Here is an 18,334-nt window from a genome sequence, read left to right on the forward strand (position 1 = left end):
ATGACAAGTCAAACACCCATCGCCCAAACCAACGATCAAATTTTCGCGATCGTCCAACGCGAACTTTCGACTCAGCGACGAACCGTTCACCGATTGGCTTTGCTGGGGGCCATTGTCATGACAGGAATCGTCGTGGCTTTATGGATCACCGAGCATCGTCCATTGCCCGTACGTCTCCACGTGTCCTTCGCCGCGATGTCGGCTCTTGGCGTAGCTTGGATCATCATTCTCGGAAACATCCTGCTTCGGAAGAATTGCCCAACATCGTGGGACCGAATCGCAACCGCTTGGGCCGGTCTGGCTGGCGGCATCGCGTTCGCGGTCGCTTCGACCATCGTCTGCGTTATGCGGGGTGAACCAACCGCGGCTGTCTCGCTTGGGTTGGCAAGCAGTGTCTTCGTCGCGATTGCAGCGATGAACGTCCGCAAGGCGTATCGCTGGCAGGACAGTCTGCGGCAGAGAATCGCAAGTGACGCCGCAAACCAATGATTGTTGTACAGGCTAAAATTGCTGCATGGAAATCACTGAAACCTTCGGCACGACCACGTGGCAAGACTGGCGACAGTGGTTGACGGACAACCACCAAGAGCAAACCGAAATTTGGTTGCTGCTCGACAAACAGCCTGCCGCGGGCGAGCTGACCTATCTCGACGCCGTTGAAGAAGCGATCTGCTTCGGCTGGATTGACGGCATCGGAAAACGCTACTCCGACGAGGTGAAGGCTCAACGATTCACGCCGCGTCGCAAACGCAGCAATTGGACCGAGCTGAACAAGGAGCGTGCGCGTCGTTTGATCCGACTCGGACTCATGACGCCAGCCGGCGAGGCCACTCTGCCGGACCTTACGATTAACTTCGAACTCGCCGGTGACATCGAGTCCGCGATCAAAGCCGAAGACGGGGCATGGGAAACGTTCGAAGCGTTTCCCGACCTCTACAAACGAGTCCGAGTCGGCTACATCGAAGAGATGCGGAAACAACCAGGCGAGTTTGAGAAGCGTCTCGGCAATTTCGTCAAACAAACCACAGCCGGCAAAATGTTCGGCAATTGGAACGACGGCGGCCGGCTTACCGAGGCCTGACCCAAACTGTCCTGACAGGCGAGAATGCGTCCAGCCTTTGTCGGTCAATTTCATCGATGATAACAAACCACTGGAGCAACCGATGCTTGAAATCATTCACGCGAACTTTGGCTGGCTTCACGCGCCCCCGCTGCCCCCGGCCTCGTGTCACGGATTGATTCTTAGACAGGCAGATCGGGTTGTTTTGGTCGACACAGGAATCGGAATGCATGACATCGAAAACCCGCTAGAAAGGATTGGGCAAGAGGCGATCGGTGCGGCTGGGTTCCAGTTCATCCGCGACTGTACGGCAATAGCACAAATTACCAATCTTGGACTGCCATCCGAGAACGTTACAGACATCGTCTTGACACACGGTGATCACGACCACGTCGGCGGGTTGGCCGATTTTCCGGATGCACGCGTACATGTGTCAGCGGAGGAGTTGGCTGAAATCAAAGCAGGCAATCCGCGATACAGCGCCGAACAATTTTCCCATGGTGTGAACTGGATCAAGTACGGGGCGAATGATTGCGAATGGTTTGAATTACCCTCGCGGAAAATCGATCTGGATGTTGACGCCGACGTCAGACTTATTTGGCTTCCCGGACATACGCTCGGACACTGCGGTGTGGCGATCGAGACCTCCGATAGAAAAGTGCTCTACGTCGGTGACGCCTACTACCTTCGCGGTGAATTGGAAGATCGCGAACACCCGATCGAGGAACTGGCGACGATCCGTGCAGAGGATAATGCCGCTCGACTGAATTCGCTCGAACGACTCATCTCTTTCAAGCGGGAACATTCGACGGAAGTCGAAGTATTCGGCTACCACGACACTCAAGAGTTACCGGAATCGATCCCGGGAATTGATGACTTCGCGAAAGAGTAGCGTCTGTCCGAATTTCCATGCCTTTCCCCCTTCCAGCCAACTAACCAACCACCAACCGACCCTTTTCCGCTTCTCTCTCCTTGGAAAAGGACGCTGCCCATGCAGGTCGAAATGTGGTCGCTTGATCGGATCAAACCGTACGCCAACAACCCTCGAATCAACGACGACGCGGTCGCTCCAGTCGTTGCGAGCATCAACGAATTTGGATTCCGCCAGCCGATTGTCGTCGATCCCGACGGTGTCATCATCGTCGGACATACGCGGTTCAAGGCCGCTCACAAATTGAACCTTGCCGAAGTCCCAGTGCACATCGCCCGCGATCTCGAACCCGAAGCGGTCAAGGCGTATCGCATCGCCGACAACCGAACCGGCGAAAACGCGGAATGGGATTATGACTTGCTGCCGATCGAACTTGGCGAACTGCAGCACGTCGGTTTCGATTGCGAGTTGTTGGGTTTCGACAGCGATGAACTCGCGAAGCTACTCGACCCCGGTGTGACCGAGGGACTGACCGATCCGGATGACGTCCCCGAGCCGCCCGACGAAGCAATTACGCAACGCGGCGACATCTGGATCCTCGGCGACCACCGGCTGATGTGCGGCGACTCCACCAGTGTGGAAGACCTTGATGCGTTGCTCGCCGGTGCGAAGATCCAATTGGTTAATACCGATCCACCGTACAACGTCAAAGTTGAACCACGAAGCAAGAACGCGATCGCCGCCGGCAACAGTTCGTTCGAGGCCGGCAAAGGGAAGTCGAAAGATGGCCCGAAGAAGATGCGAGCCAAAGACCGGCCGCTGGCGAACGACTTCGTTTCCGATGAGGAATTCGACCGCTTGTTGAGGGCGTGGTTCGGCAACATCGCTCGCGTGTTGGAAGCCGGACGCAGCTTCTACATATGGGGAGGCTTTTCCAACATCGCCAACTATCCACCCGTACTCGAATCCAGCGGGCTGTATTTCTCGCAGGCCATCATCTGGGACAAAATGCATCCCGTGATGACTCGGAAAGACTTCATGGGTGCCCACGAATGGGCGTTCTACGGATGGAAGGAAGGGGCCGGCCACAAGTTCTACGGGCCGAACAACGCAACCGATCTTTGGCACGTCAAAAAGATTCCGCCGCAGCAGTTGGAACACCTCACTGGCAAGCCGGCCGAACTCGCGGTGATGGCGATGCAGTATTCGTCCAAGAAGGGCGACAACGTTTTGGACCTGTTCGGCGGCAGCGGCTCGACGCTGATCGGTGCCGAACAAACCGGCCGGCGAGCATTCTTGATGGAACTCGATCCGCCGTACTGCGACGTCATCGTCGATCGTTACCAACGCTTCACTGGCAAGCCCGCGGTCCTCGAGCGGACCGGCGAATCGCCGATCCCCGTTGGTGCCCGCGAGGAGAACATGCGATGAGCGACGTCAAACGTTTCGGTGATGCCAATAGTCGTCGTAGAGATAGATGTGCTGGGCGTTCAGATAGTTCGCTAGCGGTAGGAGTTCTTCTTCGGTCTTCAATTCCTCGGTCTGCCGACTCGTCGCGAAGTACTCCGGTTCGGCCGGACGCGGATCGAGCGACCGCAACTCGCCGCCTTGGATCAACTCGATCGCTTCGTCCGGATCGAGGTAACCCTCGGTCAGGATCGGCAAGATGCGTTCGGGGTAGCCATCGAAGTGCAGGTAAGTTGCGAGTATGGTTCCTTCATAGGTTCGCGTTGCAATTACGGCGCGGGTGGACATGGTTCAGTCTCTTTGTTCGTGAGTTTGGTTCGTGTTCGGTTCAATCCGCTCGACAACATCGGGCGGGATGGAAAGCATCAGCGATCGGCCGCTGTCCCAATCGACATCGAGTTGCAGCCAACCGCGTTGTGGATACACGCCGGCGACCGTTCCGATGGTGCCGGCGGGAATCGGGTCGGGGTCGTCGGTCATCAAAACCAGACGAACCCGGTCCCCGCGTTTGAAGGTCTGGCCGGCCATCAGTTCCGGCACCCGTTGGTCTCGTCGAGCAAGGTCGCGACCTCCGATAGCTGGGCGTTGATCAAATTCATCGCCCGCACATGGTGCCAGCGAAGGTGTTTGTCGTCCGGCCGAATCATGCGGTCCATCTGCAGTTCAATGTGCTGCAAAAGGTCGCGAGCAATTTGGTGCCCGTTCTCGTAGGCTGGTGCCGGAGCGATCGGGCGGGCGTCGAGCGTTTGTCGTTTCGACATGGGGTTCCCCGTTTGTGAAAGAAGCGTTTCGCGTTTCGCGTGTGACACATGAGCCATGACTTTTCGATCGCAGCAAGCGAAGTCCGACGAACATCCGCAGGAATGTTCGATGTTTTTTCGTCGGCAACATTGAACGCGACAAACGCCGCGCGCCCGTCGGCTCCGGTGCTTCGAATGGTTCGCCGTCCGATGAGAAAACGCCCGCGAGTGGCGGGCGTCGGGCGTGGGTGGCAAACGAGCGTCCGCTACCTAGAAGGGAATGACCGAATGATGGTTTTCGCCAGTGATTCGGAATTGATTGCCCGTGGTCATTTCTGCATAAAGTTCGTGGTCGCGACGCGTGACCCAACGAACGTCGCCCGGTTCGCGGTCGGCGGTTCCCGGTCGCCAGCATTCGTAGCGGCATCCCGGTTCCGGGTAGACCTTTTCGCCCTCTTTGAGGTGCGAAAAGCAGCCGATGTCGCTGATGTAAAATTCGTTGTCCATGTCGTGTCACCGTTGAAAGAAAGGTTGTTCGAATGCCCCGTTGGCGTGACACACATGAGCCATGCGTTTTCAGACGCATCAAGCGAAGTTCGGCGATCATCGAAAAGAATTCTGAATGTTTTCCAGCGTCGTCGAACAACCGCGACACTGCCCGCGTGCCGGCCGGCTCCGGTGCTTCGCACAGTTCGCCGGCCAACGAGAAAACGCCCGACCGTGGCCAACGTCGGGCGTGTGTGGCGGAGTGTTCGCCGGCTAGAAGGAAAGCGGGACCAGCACGTGCGCGTTCGGTCCGGTCACGGCGAACTCGCAGCCCGTGGTGGTCTTCGCGAGAATGCGATTCCCACGCCGGATGATCGCGACCACCGTTCCGTTTTCAAACCGCCCGCCGATCGACCGAAGTTCGTAACCCATGTCGGCTTCCGGCACGGCGGTTTCGCCGTCAACCAAGTCTTCGATATCGCGTATGTCACCAATCGTTTTCATAGCGGCGACTCCCCTTCAAGCCCGGACCGTGAATCGGCCGCGTTCGGTTTTGACGAAGCGGCTTTCATCGCCGTTCTTCAAATCGCGAAGGATCGCCGAATAGAGCGTGGCGTGCGGCGTCTTTCCGCCGGGGCTTTCCCAGAGGTTTTGTTCAACCATGGCTTCGATCATTTCCTTGGCGTTCATCGGTTGGTCGGCCGATTCCAAAACCCGCAAAGCCGCTTTGACGCAGGAAAGTTTCTTCTCGCTGCCGGCCGCGTTGGTCTCGGCGGTCTTCGGCTTCTTCTTCAACACCCGTTTCGTTTCGGACGCCGGCGTTTCCGAGCGTGACGGTCCCTGCAACCGGCCGGCCGTTTTGATTCGCACCTTCTTGTTCGTGGAAAGATTCGTCGCGTCCCATCCGCCGTGCGGGTTTTCCGCGTCGATACGGACGGTCACCTTTTTGTTCGTGACCTTTGCGAAGTACTCGCCACCAATTTTCACGTCTGCCTTTTTCATCTCGTTTCTCCGATTCTTTGGCTCGATAGTTGGCTGCCATCGTCAGGCCGCGGGAACCGCCCCGCGACGACGCCGGCCCGTGCCTCCCTTGGTCGGGGCCGGCGTTTCGGCTTCGGGTCAAACCGTCCCGCCGAGGTGGCTTTTGCGGAGCAGGTCATACATTTGCAGGAAGAGGTAGTGTTCTTCCAAAAGCGGTCCGTCCGGGCCGAGGTCGGCGTCGGCCTTTTCGAGAAGGTCGGCGAGCGGTTTAAGGTTGTCGGCGACCGCGTAGTAGCTTTGGCGGATGTCTTGGTAGGTGTCCGCGTCCAGCTTTTGCATCTCGGTGCGAAGGGCGGCGGTGCGGTCTTGGCTGGCGTTCGTGTTGGCCATCGTTTGGTCTCCGGTGTGAAGGTTTGTTTTTGTCTCGCCCCGTTTGCGTTACACACACATGAGCCATGCGTTTTGAAACAGCTCAAGCGAAGTCGGGAAAGAATCCGCAGCCTTTTCGCAGCTTTGTTTGAAAGCTGCGAAAAGCTCCGGCACACGCGCGAATTCAGCCGCGAATGTTTTTCTTGAATTCCACGGTCAGTCCGTCGACCGCGTCGGCGAGGTCGTCCAGTTCACCGAAAAGTCGCTGGATGGTTTGGTCGTCGGCCGCGTCGAGAAGCGGCATGTTGGCGACCTTTTCGCTAAGGCGTTCGATCTGTTCGACCGCATGGTCGTGGGCGTACAGGAGGTCGGCCGTGGTGGGGCGAGCGGTTACGGTTGGCATGGTTGCGTCTCCGTCGAAAGGGAAAGAAATTCGTTTCGGTGACACACAGGAGCCATGCGTTTCAAAGAAGCTCAAGCGAAGTTCGGATGGAATTTGCAGCTTTCCTTTCGGCCGCCGACGTCTCCGCGTGTGCGTCGCCAGCGAGTGTTGGGCAAACGATCCGCGAACAAGAAAACGCCGCGGCGCCGGGCGAACGTCGCGGCGTGTCGGGCAAGGGAATGGGCCGGCGGTTAGTTGCCGGCGTCTTCTGATTCGTGGGTGCCGAGTAGATCTTCGAGTTGTTCCGCGTAGTGGCGAAGCGTTCCAACGTGATCCCAACCGATGCGGTTATCGCCGTTGGGTGCCGGTTGGTCTTCGATCATCCGCCGAACCGCTTCGGCGGCTTGCAATGCTCGGGCGTGGGCGGCGACGTAAGCCTCTTCGATCTTTGTTTGATTGGTCATGGTTTGGTTTGAAAGAAGAAAAATGAGGACCGGCGGCGTTCGTGCCGCCGGCCGGTTGGGTTGCCAATCAGTGTTTGCGGCAGGTTTCCCATGCCCGCCCGCTGCCGTAGCAGATCTGGCCGCCTTCGACGATGTAGACCATCACGTCGTCGGCGACGTCTTGGTTGTCTGCGAACTCGTGCGGTTCTTCGTGTTCCGCCTCGTTCATTTCCGCGCCGCTGGTGACGCCGGCGATGTTGTTTTCGAAGGGCCAATTTTGTTGGGTCATCAACCGCACTTCGCAGTCGTCGCCATGTTCTTCGCGGTAGTCTTCCAGAAGCGTGATCAGGTCGCTGATGGTCATGTTTGTGTCTCCGTTTGGGTGAATGAAAAACCGTCTTGCGATGACACACATGAGCCATGCGTTTCGATGAAGCTCAAGCGAAGTCCGGAAGGAATTCGAAGGCTTTTTGCAGGTTTTTCAACGTCGGCCAGCGTGGCCGACAAACGCCTCGTGTCGCGTTCAAAAACACACCGCGTCTACTTATTACCTATGCCATTTGTCGCCGCGTTTGCCCAAATTGGCGGCCGCAAACGCAAACACGCCGCGGCGGTCCGCGGCGTGGCGAGGGCGGCGGTCCGCCGGCAGTCAGGATGCCCGGTCGTACTTGCGGGCCATGGCGAGAAGTTTTGTTTTGACCGGCTTCCAATCGCAGATTTGGTCGGCGGCGGTCAGTTCGCCGAAGCGTTTGTTTCGAAGGTCGCCCTTGTACCAACCCTTCGTCCAACCGAGTCGGTAGAAAAGCCGGTTGAGTTCCGTTTCGCCTTCGCCGGCACCCGGCCGGTCCCAGCAAGATTTCGTTCCGGGCTTCTTGGCGTAGTCCCAACCCGAGCAGCGTTTGCTGGTCATGGCCAGCTCTACCAAGCCGAGAACCATCTGGATGTAGCCGGCGATCTTCTCTTTGTTGAGGCTGCCGGCAAAAGCCCGGATCTCGATTCGGTTCCGCCCGCGGGCGAGGTGCGTCAGGTTCAAAAGGTGGTAGCGGTCCGATTCGCAGCGTCGTTTAGCCGCGTCTTTGTCGCCATAGTCCTTGATGCGTTTGGCCCAGCGGTCTTGTTCGCGGCGGCGTGTTCCGGTTGAAGCGTAGATAGCCCGTTCGTGGTTGCCGATCAGCGAAATGAGTCGAGAGAGCGCGGCGGCGTCGCCGTTGAAGGTGACCGTGATGTGAATGCCGGTTGAGTGGTTGACCCGCCCGCCGCGTGCCGCGATCGCGTCGACCGCGGTCATCACGTTTTGCAGTCCTTCGTAGCCGCGAAGGATCGGCGAGACAAACTCGCAACCTTTCCGGCCCGGTGCAAGCGTTCGAATGCTGCTATCGCGTTCGGCCTTCCACCCGGCCGGCAGCCAAGCGACCGGCAATCCGTTGTGGTAGCCGCCGATTGGCGTCGTGTCGGTAGCGGGCATGGTGGTTTCGAGTTCGATGCCGAAAGCGATGTCGTTGGCGTGCATGTTTGGTGTCTCCGGAAGCGTGTAATGCGTGTTGCGATGACACACATGAGCCAGCGTTTTCGAGACACCTCAAGCGAAGTCCGGAAGTAATGTTCGAGGAATTCGCAGCTTTCTTTTGATGCCGACACGCGGCCACATTTGGCCCGCTGTGGCCGGCCCAAACATGCGGCCGCTCACCGCAAACATGCATTAGTCGCGACAGTCGCCGACGTGTGGCGACGTGCTGAACATCCCAAAGCACCGGAGCAAACGATTGCCATGGACGGCCCGAACGAACCAGTCAATCCAAACTCGATGACGTCGGAACAAACCGCCGCGGTCTTCTCAAAACTTCGCCGGAGGAAGGTCGAAGTTGCACAGATCGAAGCTGATATCGAGGCTGGTGCCCCGGTCGACGACGCAGGGCGGTTGAACCTACTAACCTTCACCGCATGGATCTTGAAGGAGGCCGGCCGTGGCAACTGATCTGACCAAACTACGTCCGAGCGAATGCTGCCGGCTACTGAACTCGACGCCGCTCGGAACGGTGCTCAACGAACGCCAACTGCACCGGCACCGTGTCGAAGCCGGCAATCGCATCGGAGACGGCCGACACGTCGACCTGCTTCGATACGCCGATTGGCTTCACGAAAAACGGCATGCACCGAAGCCGGATCCGCCGGCCGATCCCTACGCCGACCTGAAAGAACGAGCCCGCGCTCGAAACGCGGCGATCGCGCAAGCCGGCCGAGACATCGGGGATCTGCCGGCGATCGAGGATCCTCAGCGTAAAGCGAAAGCCGCCACTTCGTTTCGATTCTTTTGCGAAGCATACTTCGGTTTGACGTTCCACCTTTCGTGGTCGCCGGACCACTTGAAAGTGATCGAAAAGATCGAGCAGGCGGTCGTTCGAGGCGGCCTGTTTTCGCTGGCGATGGCACGTGGCAGTGGCAAAAGCTCGCTTGCCGAAGTTGCCTGCATCTGGGCGGTCCTCAACGGCTACCGGGACTTCGTTTGTTTAATCGGTAGCGATGAAGGTCACGCCTGCGACATGCTCGATTCGATCAAGACCGAACTCGACTGCAACGACACGCTCGCTGCCGACTACCCGGAGGTCTGCTTTCCGATCCAAGCCCTCGACGGAATTGCGAACCGAGCCAATGGGCAACTCTATCAAGGCAAACGGACTCAGATTGGTTGGACCGCGAAGGAAATCGTGCTGCCGACGATTGCCGGCAGTCCCGCCAGTGGTGCGATCATCAAAGTCGCCGGCCTGACCGGACGCATCCGAGGGATGAAATTCAAACGGCCGGACGGTAAGACGGTCCGCCCGAGCTTGGTCGTTCTCGATGACCCGCAAACCGACGAATCGGCTCGCTCGCTTTCGCAGTGTGCCAACCGCGAAGCCATCCTCGCCGGCGCGGTGCTGGGTCTCGCCGGTCCGGGCAAAAAGATCTCCGGAATCATGCCTTGCACGGTGATTCGCCCCGGCGACATGGCTGACAACATTCTCAGCCGCGACCTTCATCCGGAGTGGAATGGCGAAAGGACGCGGATGGTCAATTCGTTTCCGACCAACGAGGAGTTGTGGCTTCGCTATGCCGAGATCCGGGCCGAGGGTTTACGGGCCGGCGATGGAGGTGCGGCCGGCACCGAGTTCTATCAGCAGAACCGCGAAGCGATGGATGCCGGCGCGGACGTTTCGTGGAAAGAGCGTTTTAACCACGACGAGTTGTCCGCCATCCAGCACGCGATGAATCTTAAGCTTCAAGACGAAGCCGCGTTCTTCGCCGAATACCAAAACGAACCGCTGCCGGAGGAAACGGTCGGTGCCGATCAACTGACCGCCGACCAAGTCGCCGCGAAAATCAACAACCTGCCAAGGCAGCGAGTGCCGATCGCCGGCAACCACCTTACCGCGTTCATTGATGTTCAAGGCAAATTGCTGTTCTACGTTGTCGCTGCGTGGGAAGACGACTTCACCGGATACGTTATCGACTACGGAACCTATCCCGACCAAAAGCGAAACTACTTCACGCTCCGGGATGCCCGTCAAACGTTGGCCGGCGCGGCCGAAGGCACCGGACTCGAAGGCAGCATCTACGCCGGCCTTGAATCGCTGACCGAAAACCTGCTCGGCCGCGAATGGCAACGCGACGATGACGCGGCGATGAAGATCGACCGCTGTTTGATCGACGCGAACTGGGGTCATTCGACTAACGTCGTCTACCAATTCTGTCGGCAAAGCCAACACGCATCAGTTCTGCTGCCGTCGCACGGACGGTTTGTTGGTGCGTCTTCGAATCCTTTCAGCGAATACAAACGAAGACCGGGCGATCGCGTCGGCCTCAATTGGCGTGTCCCGTCCATCAATGGCAAACGTTCGATCCGCCATGTCATCTACGACACCAACTGGTGGAAGTCTTTTACTCACGCTCGACTTGCTGTCGCGATGGGCGACCGCGGATGCCTTTCCATCTTTGGCGATCGGCCAGATCAGCACCGCATGTTTGCTGAACAAGTCACTGCGGAGTACTTCGTGCGCACTGAGGGGCGCGGCCGGACGGTGGACGAATGGAAAGCCCGCCCGGAGCAACCTGACAATCACTGGTTGGACAGTTTGGTCGGTTGTGCGGTCGGTGCTTCGATGCAGGGATCGCTTCTTTTTGGAATCGATGTTCCGGCGGCACCAAAGCGAAAGCGAGTGAGCTTCAAAGAGATGCAGAGACGCCGGCGAATCTGAAATCTGAAAAGAATGTTGGGTGGCCGCTGCAACAAATCGCATAGCTAAGAAAGGGAGGGCAATCGTTTCTTACAACACCGAAAGCTAATGCCGGACAACCTCGACGATGAAATCCGCGAGAACGCTAAGGGGCCGGCCAAGGCATTGGGCGATGCCGGCAGTGTCGAACAGCACAAGCTGAAAGACCAGATTGCCGCCGACAAGCATCTCGCAGGCAAGGAAGCGGTGAAGAAGCCGCACCGTGGTTTGCGATTCAACAAATTCATCCCGCCCTCGGCGGGTTGAGTGTCATAGGGGCTGCCGGGGACGGCAGATGGATTCGGCAGGATGCTGAAACGACTGACAGGGATGATCGAGCATTGGCGTGGCGATCGTGTGGATTGCCAAAACGCCGAAGGACGCTCGCCCCGGCAGCCCCGGTGGCCATGGCTTCGCGGAAAGTACGACGCAGCCAACACGACGCTTGATAACTACAAGCATTGGTCGCGAGCGGACGGTCTATCGGCGACATCGGCAAATTCGTCCGAAGTTCGAAAGACTCTGCGGAACCGTTCGCGATACGAGGTCGCCAACAACAGCTACGCCCGCGGCATCACACTGACGCTGGCGAACGACGTCGTTGGAACCGGCCCGCGGTTGCAAATGCTGACCGCGGACGACGCGGCGAACAGATTCGTTGAAGCGGAATTTTTCGCATGGTGTGAAGCGGTCGGACTTGCTGAAAAGCTGCGAACGATGCGTCTGGCGAGAGTCGCCGACGGTGAATCTTTCGCGTTGCTGACGGACAATGAGGCAATTGAATCGCGAGTCAAACTCGACCTGCGATTGATCGAAGCCGACCAAGTTGCCTCGCCAACATTGCTGAACGATACCCGTCGCTATATCGACGGTATCCGTTTCGATGCCGATGGAAACCCGATCAGCTATGACGTCCTGAAGGACCGCCCCGGCGGCGACTTCTTCCTCGCGAACGAATCCTACGACACTGTGCCGGCGGATTCCGTCCTGCACTACTACCGCAGCGATCGACCGGGCCAAATCCGAGGCATTCCCGACATCACGCCGGCGTTGCCACTCTTCGCACAACTACGCCGGTTCACGCTCGCGGTGCTATCGGCTGCCGAAACAGCCGCCGAGTTCGCCGGCATCCTTTACACCGATGCACCGGCCAACGGCGAAGCCGACTCGGCCGAACCGTTCGAGTCCATCGAACTTGAAAAGCGGATGCTTCTGACCATGCCCGGTGGTTGGAAGATGTCGCAGATGCGGTCCGAACAACCGTCGACGACCTACGCCGAGTTCAAGAAAGAAATTCTCAACGAGATCGCTCGTTGCTTGAACATGCCCTTCAATGTCGCCGCGGGGAATTCGTCGGGGTACAACTACGCATCCGGCCGGCTGGATCATCAAACGTATTTCAAATCCATTCGCGTCGAGCAGTCACAACTCGCCCGAGTTGTCCTCGATCGCATTCTGAACGCTTGGCTCCGCGAAGCCATTCTCATCGAGGGCTATCTGCCTTCATCGCTTCGCACGCTCGACTCGACCTTCGAGCATCAATGGTTCTGGGACGGACAAGAACACGTCGACCCGGCCAAAGAAGCCAACGCCCAAAAGATCCGTCTCGCCAGTCATACGACAACTCTGGCCATCGAATTTGCGCGGCAGGGGCGTGACTGGGAGACGGAACTTAAACAACGTGCCAAAGAAATCGCATTGATGCGTGAGCTCGGGTTGTCACTCGACCCCGAAGACGAAACCACCTCCGACCCCGATGTCACGGAAGACCATGCCGAAGACCCTGAAAGCCAGCAACCAACCGCTTGAAGCCGAAGCCGAATCGGTGCCCAGTTCGCTTCGCATCGTTTGCGATGACGCGGCGACGATCAAGCTCGAGGCGAACGAATCGGGCGAAGCCGAAACGCCATCGCTACGCAAGTTCTCGATGAACGCGTACACCGGCGGCGCGATGCGGCTTGGCGGATGGCCTTACCCGGTTGTCGTTGATCTGGCCGGCATGCGAGTCACCCGCAAGTCACGGCCGATCCTGAAAGACCACGACCGCGGCAGCATCGTTGGTCACACCGACGACATCACGATCAGTGATAAGTCACTGCAAGTCGCCGGCGTGATCTCCGGTGTCGGTGCAACCGCACAGGAAGTCATCGCGACCAGTGAAAACGGATTCCCGTGGCAGGCATCGCTCGGTGCCTCGGCCGACAAGGTTGTCTTCATTCCCGAAGGCAAGACGGCCAAGGCGAACGCTCGCGAACATAAAGGCCCCGTTTACATCGCTCGCAAATCAACTCTCGGCGAAGTGTCTTTTGTCGCCCTCGGTGCTGACGACAACACCGAGGCTCGCGTCGCTGCCGGTCAAGTCGATGGTGATGACGAGAGCATCGAAACCGAAGACCAATCCGAAACCACCGACGGTCTCGAACCGGTCAATGCGAGTCTGAACATGGGAACGAAGCCGCAAATCAAAACCGAACCCAAGTCCGCCGTTGACCAAATGCGAGCCGAAGCCGCCGCCGAGTCTCGCCGCATCGCCGGCATCCGAAAGATTTGTGACGGCAACCACCCGACCATCGAAGCCGATGCGATTGAGCATGGTTGGTCCACCACGAAAACGGAACTCGCCGTGCTGCGAAGCGAACGACCGAAAACACCGGAGCCGAACCAAAATACGCCGCGATACACGCGCGAAGTGCTCGAAGCCGCCGCGTGTCTGTCAGTCGGCATTGACGAAAAACAACTGCTGGCCGGCTACGGCGAACGCACACTCGACGCCGCCCACCCGCTGCGTCACATCGGTCTGCGTGAACTCGTTGCCGAGTGTGCCCGCATGGAAGGCATCGAAGTGCCCCGCGTGTTCGGCGATGGCACCGCGACGATCCGAGCCGGTTTCAGTTCCATGAGTCTTCCCAGCATCATGGAAAACGTCATGAACAAGACGTTGCTGGCAGCCTACGAAAATACGCCGATCGCCGCGTTCGATCTCTGCAGCGTCGGCACCGTGACCGACTTCAAGGAGGTCGCCCGCTATCGTTTGCTTGGCACCGGCGGCTTTGAGCAAGTCGCTCCGGATGGCGAGTTGAAACACGGAAAACTGTCGGAACAGAAGTACTCAAACAAGGCAGACACGTACGGCCAAATCTTGACGCTGACTCGTCACGACATCATCAACGATGATTTATCCGCGTTCATGGACATCCCGCGGCAAATGGGACGGTCCGGAGCCGAATCCATCGACGACTTGTTTTTCACGTTGCTGCTGAAGAACGCCGGCTTCTTCTCCTCGGCCAACGCCAACTTCCTGCAAGGCGCGGACACCAAGTTCGGTCCCGACGCGTTGACCGTCGCCAAGACGACGTTCCGCAAACAGAAAGCTGGTCCTGGCGGCAAAGCCAAAGACCAAAAGCCGATCAACATTCGGCCGGAATACTTGGTCGTGCCGGTCGAGCTTGAAACCGAAGCCGAACTGTTAATGGGCAGTTCGCAGTTGATGATCGACGCTCAAGGGTCACCGACCAAGATCCCGGTCGATAACCCGCACCGAAACAAGTACCGCATCATCTCAACGCCGCACCTGTCGGACAGCTACTACCCCGGAGCCAGTGCATCGGCTTGGTATCTCTTCGCGAACCCGCGAGTGCTGCCCGCGTTCGAGATCGTGTTTCTCAATGGTCGCCGCACACCGATCATCGAGCGAGTCGAGATGCCGCCGAACACACTCGGCATGGGCTTCCGCAGCTACATCGACTTCGGCGTCAACAGCCAAGACCACCGCGCCGCCGTCAAAGTCGCCGGCGAGTAGCCGCCGCAGTGCTGCACGGCCTGTTCCCTGTCACCTGTTACCTTTCACCTCTGTTCTCCCATGCAAGCACAATTCGTTCACGACGGTCGCCAAGTCGACTTCACCCCCGACGTTGACGTCCCCGTTGGTAGCATCGTCATTCAAGGTGACCTGGTCGGCATCACCCGCCGCGATCTTCCGGCCGACACTCTTGGCTCGATCGCCGTCGAAGGTGTCTTTGACATTCCCAAGGATCCTGCCGACGTGGAGACCTATTCCGCCGGCCAAAAGATCTACGCCACCACCGATGGCATTGTTACTGAGGTCGCTGATGGCACCTTCTATTTCGGCAAAGTCGTCTCCGATGCCGAGGCGACCGACAACTTCGTTCGCGTTCGTCTGAGCCAGTGATGAACAGTGAGCAACGCAATTATCGCACCCGTCGGGGCGATCTACGTCCACGAGGGCGTGACCATCCCGATCGTTACCGACGTTGAGATCGCTGCCGGCGATGTCGTTGTCCTCGAAAAGCTCGTCGGCGTCGCCAAGTTCGGCATCTGTGCCGGTGCACGCGGCAGCATCACGTTGTCGGGTGTCTTTGATGTCGTCAAAGACCCGACCACGAACATCCCCGCCGGCACGATTCTCTACTGGTCCAAGATCAGTCACCATGTCATCAAGAACCAATACCAACACTCGATGATTGGTATCTCGGTCGAGGACGCTCCGCCAAGTACGCCGAGCGTCAAAGTCAAACTCGTTCAATAGTCTTATCACGAGGTCATCGCATGGAAGCGAAATGGCGGCACTTGGTTGCCGCATGCTTGCTGATCGCATGCACCGGATGCGTACCCGAAGGCGACGTGCAAGTTCGCCCGCTGCCGGCCCCGCCGCCGGAGCAACCGGTCGCGAACCTTCCCACGCAACTCCATCAACGCAACTGGACAGGACGGCTCAATCAAGGCAGCTGTGTTCACGCCTCGTTGGTCAATCACTTGCGTTGGTTGAACGAATACGAACTCGGCGAACGCTGGCGAGCAACCTATAGCGATGGTGAATGGGACACGCGATTACGAAATCGCCTCGATGCGGCCGGCATCGACTACAGCTACACCGTCAAAGCCGATCCGCGATTCCTCGATTGGGCGAACGCCAACCGGCGCGGCGCGATTCTTTGGTGGAAGCCCGCCCATTGTTGCACGTTCGTCGGATGGGTCGAGCGAAATGGTCAGCAGTACGCCGCGATTCTGGACAACAACTATCCCGGCCGATTTGAACTCACACCGCGCGAACAATTCGTTCGTCTCTGGGCGGGCTATGGCGGTTTCGCCCTGACCGTGATGGAAGACCCAGCCAGCTCTCTGCCCTATCGAAGTTATGAGGTCGTCAATGAAGGATGAAATTCGGATCCGGCTCAGCGTCGGCCTGATCGTCGTCGCCGTCTTGCATGCCGTGTTGCTCGGTGCCGTGTTCACCGCCCTGCATCGCAAACCCAATCCATCGCCGGAAAGCACCCGGCGACTGCCACCAGCCCAACCGGTCAGCGAGGTCGGTCAGCAGATTCAGCAATTACCACAACCGTCGCGCGTCAACTTAGAAGCCCAAAGCGAACTGAAGCAGCAGTCAGGTTATTGCCCGCCGGCCTGTCCGCCCAACATGACGCCGACGGTGCAACCTTATCGGGTTGTGCCCAGCACACCTACCGCTCCGGCACCGATCATTGTCACTCCGACTGCGACCAGCACGCGACCCGCAACGCCTCCCGAGCAAGCCAAGAAGCGATATCAAATCGCATTGTTTGTAGGTAACGATGCCAAGAGCCAGCAACTGTTGCAGTGGTTTGAAAGCGATCCGAATCTGGTTCGCTTGAAATCCAAGTGTGCGTTCCAGGTCTACACCGAAACCAACGCACTGTATCGCACTCGCTATGCCGACATCGTCCCGGTCAACCAATTCCCGGTTGTCTTATTCCAGGATTCAACCGGCGGTCATGTCCACGCGGCTGGTCACACCATGCTGCCGTCGACGCCTCGCGAACTCTACGACGATCTGCGTCACGGTTACGAACTGTATCAGCAAACTCGGCAAGCCCAGCGAACCGGGGCATTGAAGACTCGCGGCTATTCCTGGGATGCCGCGATCAATCCCACGATGCAACTCTCGCCCGAGGATTGCCCGGACGGCTACTGCCCCATCGAACCGGTCGACAATACTTGGCGGCCGTTTGATCGCGACCGAGACGGCGACCGCGATCGACTCTTTGACCGCGACTCTGGCGGACGCAACGCCCTGATTTGGGCGGGGGCCGGCGAACTCGCCACGCTCGCTTTGATCTTCGTCGCCGTTCTGTTGCTCGGGTTCATTCTCATCAAACGAGGTCTTTGAAAACTCATGATTCTTGGAATTGCCATCGTTGTCGTCTTGGTCCTCGTTGCCATCGCGATTCTGCCCTCAAAGAAACGAGACCGTGACGGATCGCCGCCCGGCTTTGTGCAACCATTCACGCGTCAAGCCAACTTCCGTCAGCAACAGCTTAACGAAGAAGCCGAAGCGATCGCGGATGAATACCAACGTCGCGCTGACGAAGCTTGGCGTGATGAACTCGGTGAAAAGGCCGCGGCTCTCTTTCAGGCCAAGCCAACCACCGCAGCGAAGTCACGCAAGTCGTGACCGACATGCTGCAGCGAGGTCAGTCATGGCTATCGGCCAAGCTGACCAAGCACGCCTCTCGGCCGGTCGTTTATCAGCGTGAAGAGGTCTCGGTCGAGTTGCCCGCCACCATCGGTAAGTCCGAATACGAGCAGGACGACGGCGAAGGTGTCATCACGCGTGCCCAAGTTCGCGACTTCCTTATCAACACCAAAGACCTGCTGTCATCCGAGATCGCCACCTGGCCCCGCCGCGGTGATCGTATCCTCGAGACCGACGGTGACACCACGTTCGTCTACGAGTTGATGTCAATCGGCAATGAACCGCCATGGCGATACAGCGATCCGTTTCGCATCAAACTTCGCATCCACACCAAACTGGTCGACACCATCTCATGACTGCCGCCTCCGCAAAGCTGACTCCGGCCACCGTTATTCAGATCGCCGACAGCGTCGTCGCTGAACTCAACGCCGCCGACTTGTCGAAGAATCCGACCGCCCAGCGACTGTACGTTCCCGACTTTGACCTCGAAGACATGAAGGAACTGCGAGTCACCGTGGTGCCTCGCGAAGTCGGATACCTGCCGCTCGACCGCGCGACCAACAAGTACCACGCGACCATCGACGTCGCCGTGCAAAAGAAGTTTTCCAAAGGCGATGCCAAGGAAATCGACCCACTGGTGGTATACGTCGAAGAGATCGCCGATTATTTCCGGCTCAAGCGACTCAATTCGTTCGTTGCCGCACGCTGTATCAAAGTCGAAAACGCAGTGCCCTACTCCACCGAGCACTGGACGCAGTTCAATCAATTCACGAGCTTGTTGACGCTGACGTTTGAACTCGCGAAGTGACATTCGGA

The 18,334-nt window shown here is 58.3% G+C and carries 27 protein-coding genes and 1 other RNA gene; 16 read left to right on the forward strand and 12 right to left on the reverse strand.

Going from position 1 to position 18,334, the window contains the following annotated elements:
* The 4 genes from HFP54_RS11040 to HFP54_RS11055 all read left to right on the forward strand — a co-directional run bounded on the left by HFP54_RS11040 (position 1) and on the right by HFP54_RS11055 (position 3,362).
* A complete protein-coding gene (locus HFP54_RS11040; RefSeq protein ID WP_168565131.1) occupies positions 1 to 489 on the forward strand; it encodes a DUF2723 domain-containing protein in 489 nt (162 codons plus the stop codon).
* Positions 490 to 514: 25 nt separating this feature from the next.
* Positions 515 to 1,081, forward strand: coding sequence for a YdeI/OmpD-associated family protein (locus tag HFP54_RS11045; RefSeq protein ID WP_168565132.1), 567 nt, complete (start codon positions 515 to 517; stop codon positions 1,079 to 1,081).
* 37 nt (positions 1,082 to 1,118) lie between these two features.
* Positions 1,119 to 1,952, forward strand: a complete 834-nt coding sequence (locus tag HFP54_RS11050; RefSeq protein WP_206036136.1) for an MBL fold metallo-hydrolase — start codon at positions 1,119 to 1,121, stop codon at positions 1,950 to 1,952.
* Positions 1,953 to 2,051: 99 nt separating this feature from the next.
* Positions 2,052 to 3,362, forward strand: coding sequence for a DNA modification methylase (locus tag HFP54_RS11055; RefSeq protein ID WP_168565133.1), 1,311 nt, complete (start codon positions 2,052 to 2,054; stop codon positions 3,360 to 3,362).
* A gap of 6 nt (positions 3,363 to 3,368) precedes the next feature.
* Here the strand turns inward: HFP54_RS11055 and HFP54_RS11060 are convergent, their stop codons facing one another.
* The 12 genes from HFP54_RS11060 to HFP54_RS11115 form a co-directional block, all read right to left on the reverse strand.
* Positions 3,369 to 3,686: a hypothetical protein gene (locus tag HFP54_RS11060; protein ID WP_168565134.1), complete on the reverse strand. Its 318-nt coding sequence runs from the start codon at positions 3,684 to 3,686 to the stop codon at positions 3,369 to 3,371.
* 3 nt (positions 3,687 to 3,689) lie between these two features.
* Complete coding sequence (locus HFP54_RS11065; protein WP_206036137.1) at positions 3,690 to 3,938, reverse strand: DUF4314 domain-containing protein; 249 nt, start codon at positions 3,936 to 3,938, stop codon at positions 3,690 to 3,692.
* A complete protein-coding gene (locus tag HFP54_RS11070) occupies positions 3,926 to 4,159 on the reverse strand; it encodes a hypothetical protein (protein WP_168565135.1) in 234 nt (77 codons plus the stop codon). The genes HFP54_RS11065 and HFP54_RS11070 overlap by 13 nt, the downstream gene beginning before the upstream one ends.
* Before the next feature lie 249 nt (positions 4,160 to 4,408).
* Positions 4,409 to 4,645, reverse strand: a complete 237-nt coding sequence (locus tag HFP54_RS11075; protein ID WP_168565136.1) for a hypothetical protein — start codon at positions 4,643 to 4,645, stop codon at positions 4,409 to 4,411.
* A 252-nt stretch (positions 4,646 to 4,897) separates the two neighbouring features.
* Entirely contained in the window at positions 4,898 to 5,128 is a 231-nt protein-coding gene (locus HFP54_RS11080; protein ID WP_168565137.1) for a hypothetical protein, read from the reverse strand.
* Between the two features lie 15 nt (positions 5,129 to 5,143).
* Positions 5,144 to 5,626 (reverse strand): winged helix-turn-helix domain-containing protein, encoded by a 483-nt coding sequence (locus tag HFP54_RS11085; protein ID WP_168565138.1) that lies wholly within the window; start codon positions 5,624 to 5,626, stop codon positions 5,144 to 5,146.
* A gap of 27 nt (positions 5,627 to 5,653) precedes the next feature.
* Positions 5,654 to 5,738, reverse strand: an RNA gene (locus tag HFP54_RS11090) — hammerhead ribozyme type II.
* A 5-nt stretch (positions 5,739 to 5,743) separates the two neighbouring features.
* The gene (locus tag HFP54_RS11095; protein WP_168565139.1) at positions 5,744 to 5,995 is read right to left on the reverse strand and encodes a hypothetical protein; all 252 of its coding nucleotides are present in this window, start codon (positions 5,993 to 5,995) and stop codon (positions 5,744 to 5,746) included.
* A 163-nt stretch (positions 5,996 to 6,158) separates the two neighbouring features.
* On the reverse strand, positions 6,159 to 6,377 hold the full coding sequence (locus HFP54_RS11100) for a hypothetical protein (protein WP_168565140.1): 219 nt from the start codon (positions 6,375 to 6,377) through the stop codon (positions 6,159 to 6,161).
* Positions 6,378 to 6,607: 230 nt separating this feature from the next.
* Entirely contained in the window at positions 6,608 to 6,820 is a 213-nt protein-coding gene (locus HFP54_RS11105; RefSeq protein ID WP_168565141.1) for a hypothetical protein, read from the reverse strand.
* 67 nt (positions 6,821 to 6,887) lie between these two features.
* Positions 6,888 to 7,163 (reverse strand): hypothetical protein, encoded by a 276-nt coding sequence (locus HFP54_RS11110; RefSeq protein WP_168565142.1) that lies wholly within the window; start codon positions 7,161 to 7,163, stop codon positions 6,888 to 6,890.
* Between the two features lie 285 nt (positions 7,164 to 7,448).
* Positions 7,449 to 8,309 (reverse strand): amidoligase family protein, encoded by an 861-nt coding sequence (locus tag HFP54_RS11115; RefSeq protein ID WP_168565143.1) that lies wholly within the window; start codon positions 8,307 to 8,309, stop codon positions 7,449 to 7,451.
* Between the two features lie 294 nt (positions 8,310 to 8,603).
* On the opposite strand from HFP54_RS11115, the gene HFP54_RS11120 reads away from it, so the two are divergent.
* The 12 genes from HFP54_RS11120 to HFP54_RS11175 all read left to right on the forward strand — a co-directional run bounded on the left by HFP54_RS11120 (position 8,604) and on the right by HFP54_RS11175 (position 18,326).
* Complete coding sequence (locus tag HFP54_RS11120) at positions 8,604 to 8,774, forward strand: hypothetical protein (RefSeq protein WP_168565144.1); 171 nt, start codon at positions 8,604 to 8,606, stop codon at positions 8,772 to 8,774.
* Complete coding sequence (locus tag HFP54_RS26180) at positions 8,764 to 11,031, forward strand: terminase gpA endonuclease subunit (protein WP_168565145.1); 2,268 nt, start codon at positions 8,764 to 8,766, stop codon at positions 11,029 to 11,031. The genes HFP54_RS11120 and HFP54_RS26180 overlap by 11 nt, the downstream gene beginning before the upstream one ends.
* 87 nt (positions 11,032 to 11,118) lie before the next feature.
* Entirely contained in the window at positions 11,119 to 11,316 is a 198-nt protein-coding gene (locus HFP54_RS11130) for a hypothetical protein (RefSeq protein WP_168565146.1), read from the forward strand.
* Positions 11,317 to 11,358: 42 nt separating this feature from the next.
* Positions 11,359 to 12,858, forward strand: coding sequence for a phage portal protein (locus HFP54_RS11135; RefSeq protein WP_168565147.1), 1,500 nt, complete (start codon positions 11,359 to 11,361; stop codon positions 12,856 to 12,858).
* On the forward strand, positions 12,821 to 14,848 hold the full coding sequence (locus tag HFP54_RS11140) for a phage major capsid protein (protein ID WP_168565148.1): 2,028 nt from the start codon (positions 12,821 to 12,823) through the stop codon (positions 14,846 to 14,848). Before HFP54_RS11135 ends, HFP54_RS11140 begins: the two co-directional genes overlap by 38 nt.
* A 60-nt stretch (positions 14,849 to 14,908) precedes the next feature.
* A complete protein-coding gene (locus tag HFP54_RS11145) occupies positions 14,909 to 15,238 on the forward strand; it encodes a DUF2190 family protein (protein ID WP_168565149.1) in 330 nt (109 codons plus the stop codon).
* 6 nt (positions 15,239 to 15,244) lie between these two features.
* Entirely contained in the window at positions 15,245 to 15,595 is a 351-nt protein-coding gene (locus HFP54_RS11150; RefSeq protein ID WP_168565150.1) for a DUF2190 family protein, read from the forward strand.
* A 20-nt stretch (positions 15,596 to 15,615) separates the two neighbouring features.
* Complete coding sequence (locus HFP54_RS11155) at positions 15,616 to 16,227, forward strand: hypothetical protein (protein ID WP_168565151.1); 612 nt, start codon at positions 15,616 to 15,618, stop codon at positions 16,225 to 16,227.
* A complete protein-coding gene (locus HFP54_RS11160) occupies positions 16,217 to 17,212 on the forward strand; it encodes a hypothetical protein (RefSeq protein WP_168565152.1) in 996 nt (331 codons plus the stop codon). Before HFP54_RS11155 ends, HFP54_RS11160 begins: the two co-directional genes overlap by 11 nt.
* A 6-nt stretch (positions 17,213 to 17,218) precedes the next feature.
* Positions 17,219 to 17,497 carry a hypothetical protein gene (locus HFP54_RS11165; RefSeq protein ID WP_168565153.1) on the forward strand — a complete coding sequence of 93 codons (279 nt, stop codon included), beginning with the start codon at positions 17,219 to 17,221 and terminating at the stop codon, positions 17,495 to 17,497.
* Positions 17,498 to 17,502: 5 nt separating this feature from the next.
* Positions 17,503 to 17,874 carry a hypothetical protein gene (locus HFP54_RS11170; protein ID WP_168565154.1) on the forward strand — a complete coding sequence of 124 codons (372 nt, stop codon included), beginning with the start codon at positions 17,503 to 17,505 and terminating at the stop codon, positions 17,872 to 17,874.
* Positions 17,871 to 18,326, forward strand: a complete 456-nt coding sequence (locus tag HFP54_RS11175; protein ID WP_168565155.1) for a hypothetical protein — start codon at positions 17,871 to 17,873, stop codon at positions 18,324 to 18,326. The genes HFP54_RS11170 and HFP54_RS11175 overlap by 4 nt, the downstream gene beginning before the upstream one ends.
* The last annotated feature ends 8 nt before the right edge of the window (positions 18,327 to 18,334 follow it).

The sequence above is a fragment of the Crateriforma spongiae genome (assembly GCF_012290005.1).
GTDB classification, from domain to species: Bacteria; Planctomycetota; Planctomycetia; order Pirellulales; family Pirellulaceae; genus Crateriforma; species Crateriforma spongiae.

What these genes read in the sequence shown, in the direction of transcription:
- HFP54_RS11165 (WP_168565153.1), top strand. Translation starts at nt 17,219, where the DNA reads ATGATTCTTGGAATTGCCATCGTTGTCGTCTTGGTCCTCGTTGCCATC.
- HFP54_RS11110 (WP_168565142.1), bottom strand. Translation starts at nt 7,163, where the DNA reads ATGACCATCAGCGACCTGATCACGCTTCTGGAAGACTACCGCGAAGAA.
- HFP54_RS11170 (WP_168565154.1), top strand. Translation starts at nt 17,503, where the DNA reads ATGCTGCAGCGAGGTCAGTCATGGCTATCGGCCAAGCTGACCAAGCAC.
- HFP54_RS11085 (WP_168565138.1), bottom strand. Translation starts at nt 5,626, where the DNA reads ATGAAAAAGGCAGACGTGAAAATTGGTGGCGAGTACTTCGCAAAGGTC.
- HFP54_RS11120 (WP_168565144.1), top strand. Translation starts at nt 8,604, where the DNA reads ATGACGTCGGAACAAACCGCCGCGGTCTTCTCAAAACTTCGCCGGAGG.
- HFP54_RS11160 (WP_168565152.1), top strand. Translation starts at nt 16,217, where the DNA reads ATGAAGGATGAAATTCGGATCCGGCTCAGCGTCGGCCTGATCGTCGTC.
- HFP54_RS11095 (WP_168565139.1), bottom strand. Translation starts at nt 5,995, where the DNA reads ATGGCCAACACGAACGCCAGCCAAGACCGCACCGCCGCCCTTCGCACC.
- HFP54_RS11045 (WP_168565132.1), top strand. Translation starts at nt 515, where the DNA reads ATGGAAATCACTGAAACCTTCGGCACGACCACGTGGCAAGACTGGCGA.
- HFP54_RS11075 (WP_168565136.1), bottom strand. Translation starts at nt 4,645, where the DNA reads ATGGACAACGAATTTTACATCAGCGACATCGGCTGCTTTTCGCACCTC.
- HFP54_RS11145 (WP_168565149.1), top strand. Translation starts at nt 14,909, where the DNA reads ATGCAAGCACAATTCGTTCACGACGGTCGCCAAGTCGACTTCACCCCC.
- HFP54_RS11115 (WP_168565143.1), bottom strand. Translation starts at nt 8,309, where the DNA reads ATGCACGCCAACGACATCGCTTTCGGCATCGAACTCGAAACCACCATG.
- HFP54_RS11175 (WP_168565155.1), top strand. Translation starts at nt 17,871, where the DNA reads ATGACTGCCGCCTCCGCAAAGCTGACTCCGGCCACCGTTATTCAGATC.
- HFP54_RS11055 (WP_168565133.1), top strand. Translation starts at nt 2,052, where the DNA reads ATGCAGGTCGAAATGTGGTCGCTTGATCGGATCAAACCGTACGCCAAC.
- HFP54_RS11130 (WP_168565146.1), top strand. Translation starts at nt 11,119, where the DNA reads ATGCCGGACAACCTCGACGATGAAATCCGCGAGAACGCTAAGGGGCCG.
- HFP54_RS11155 (WP_168565151.1), top strand. Translation starts at nt 15,616, where the DNA reads ATGGAAGCGAAATGGCGGCACTTGGTTGCCGCATGCTTGCTGATCGCA.
- HFP54_RS11040 (WP_168565131.1), top strand. Translation starts at nt 1, where the DNA reads ATGACAAGTCAAACACCCATCGCCCAAACCAACGATCAAATTTTCGCG.
- HFP54_RS11100 (WP_168565140.1), bottom strand. Translation starts at nt 6,377, where the DNA reads ATGCCAACCGTAACCGCTCGCCCCACCACGGCCGACCTCCTGTACGCC.
- HFP54_RS11135 (WP_168565147.1), top strand. Translation starts at nt 11,359, where the DNA reads ATGCTGAAACGACTGACAGGGATGATCGAGCATTGGCGTGGCGATCGT.
- HFP54_RS11105 (WP_168565141.1), bottom strand. Translation starts at nt 6,820, where the DNA reads ATGACCAATCAAACAAAGATCGAAGAGGCTTACGTCGCCGCCCACGCC.
- HFP54_RS11080 (WP_168565137.1), bottom strand. Translation starts at nt 5,128, where the DNA reads ATGAAAACGATTGGTGACATACGCGATATCGAAGACTTGGTTGACGGC.
- HFP54_RS11060 (WP_168565134.1), bottom strand. Translation starts at nt 3,686, where the DNA reads ATGTCCACCCGCGCCGTAATTGCAACGCGAACCTATGAAGGAACCATA.
- HFP54_RS11140 (WP_168565148.1), top strand. Translation starts at nt 12,821, where the DNA reads ATGCCGAAGACCCTGAAAGCCAGCAACCAACCGCTTGAAGCCGAAGCC.
- HFP54_RS11070 (WP_168565135.1), bottom strand. Translation starts at nt 4,159, where the DNA reads ATGTCGAAACGACAAACGCTCGACGCCCGCCCGATCGCTCCGGCACCA.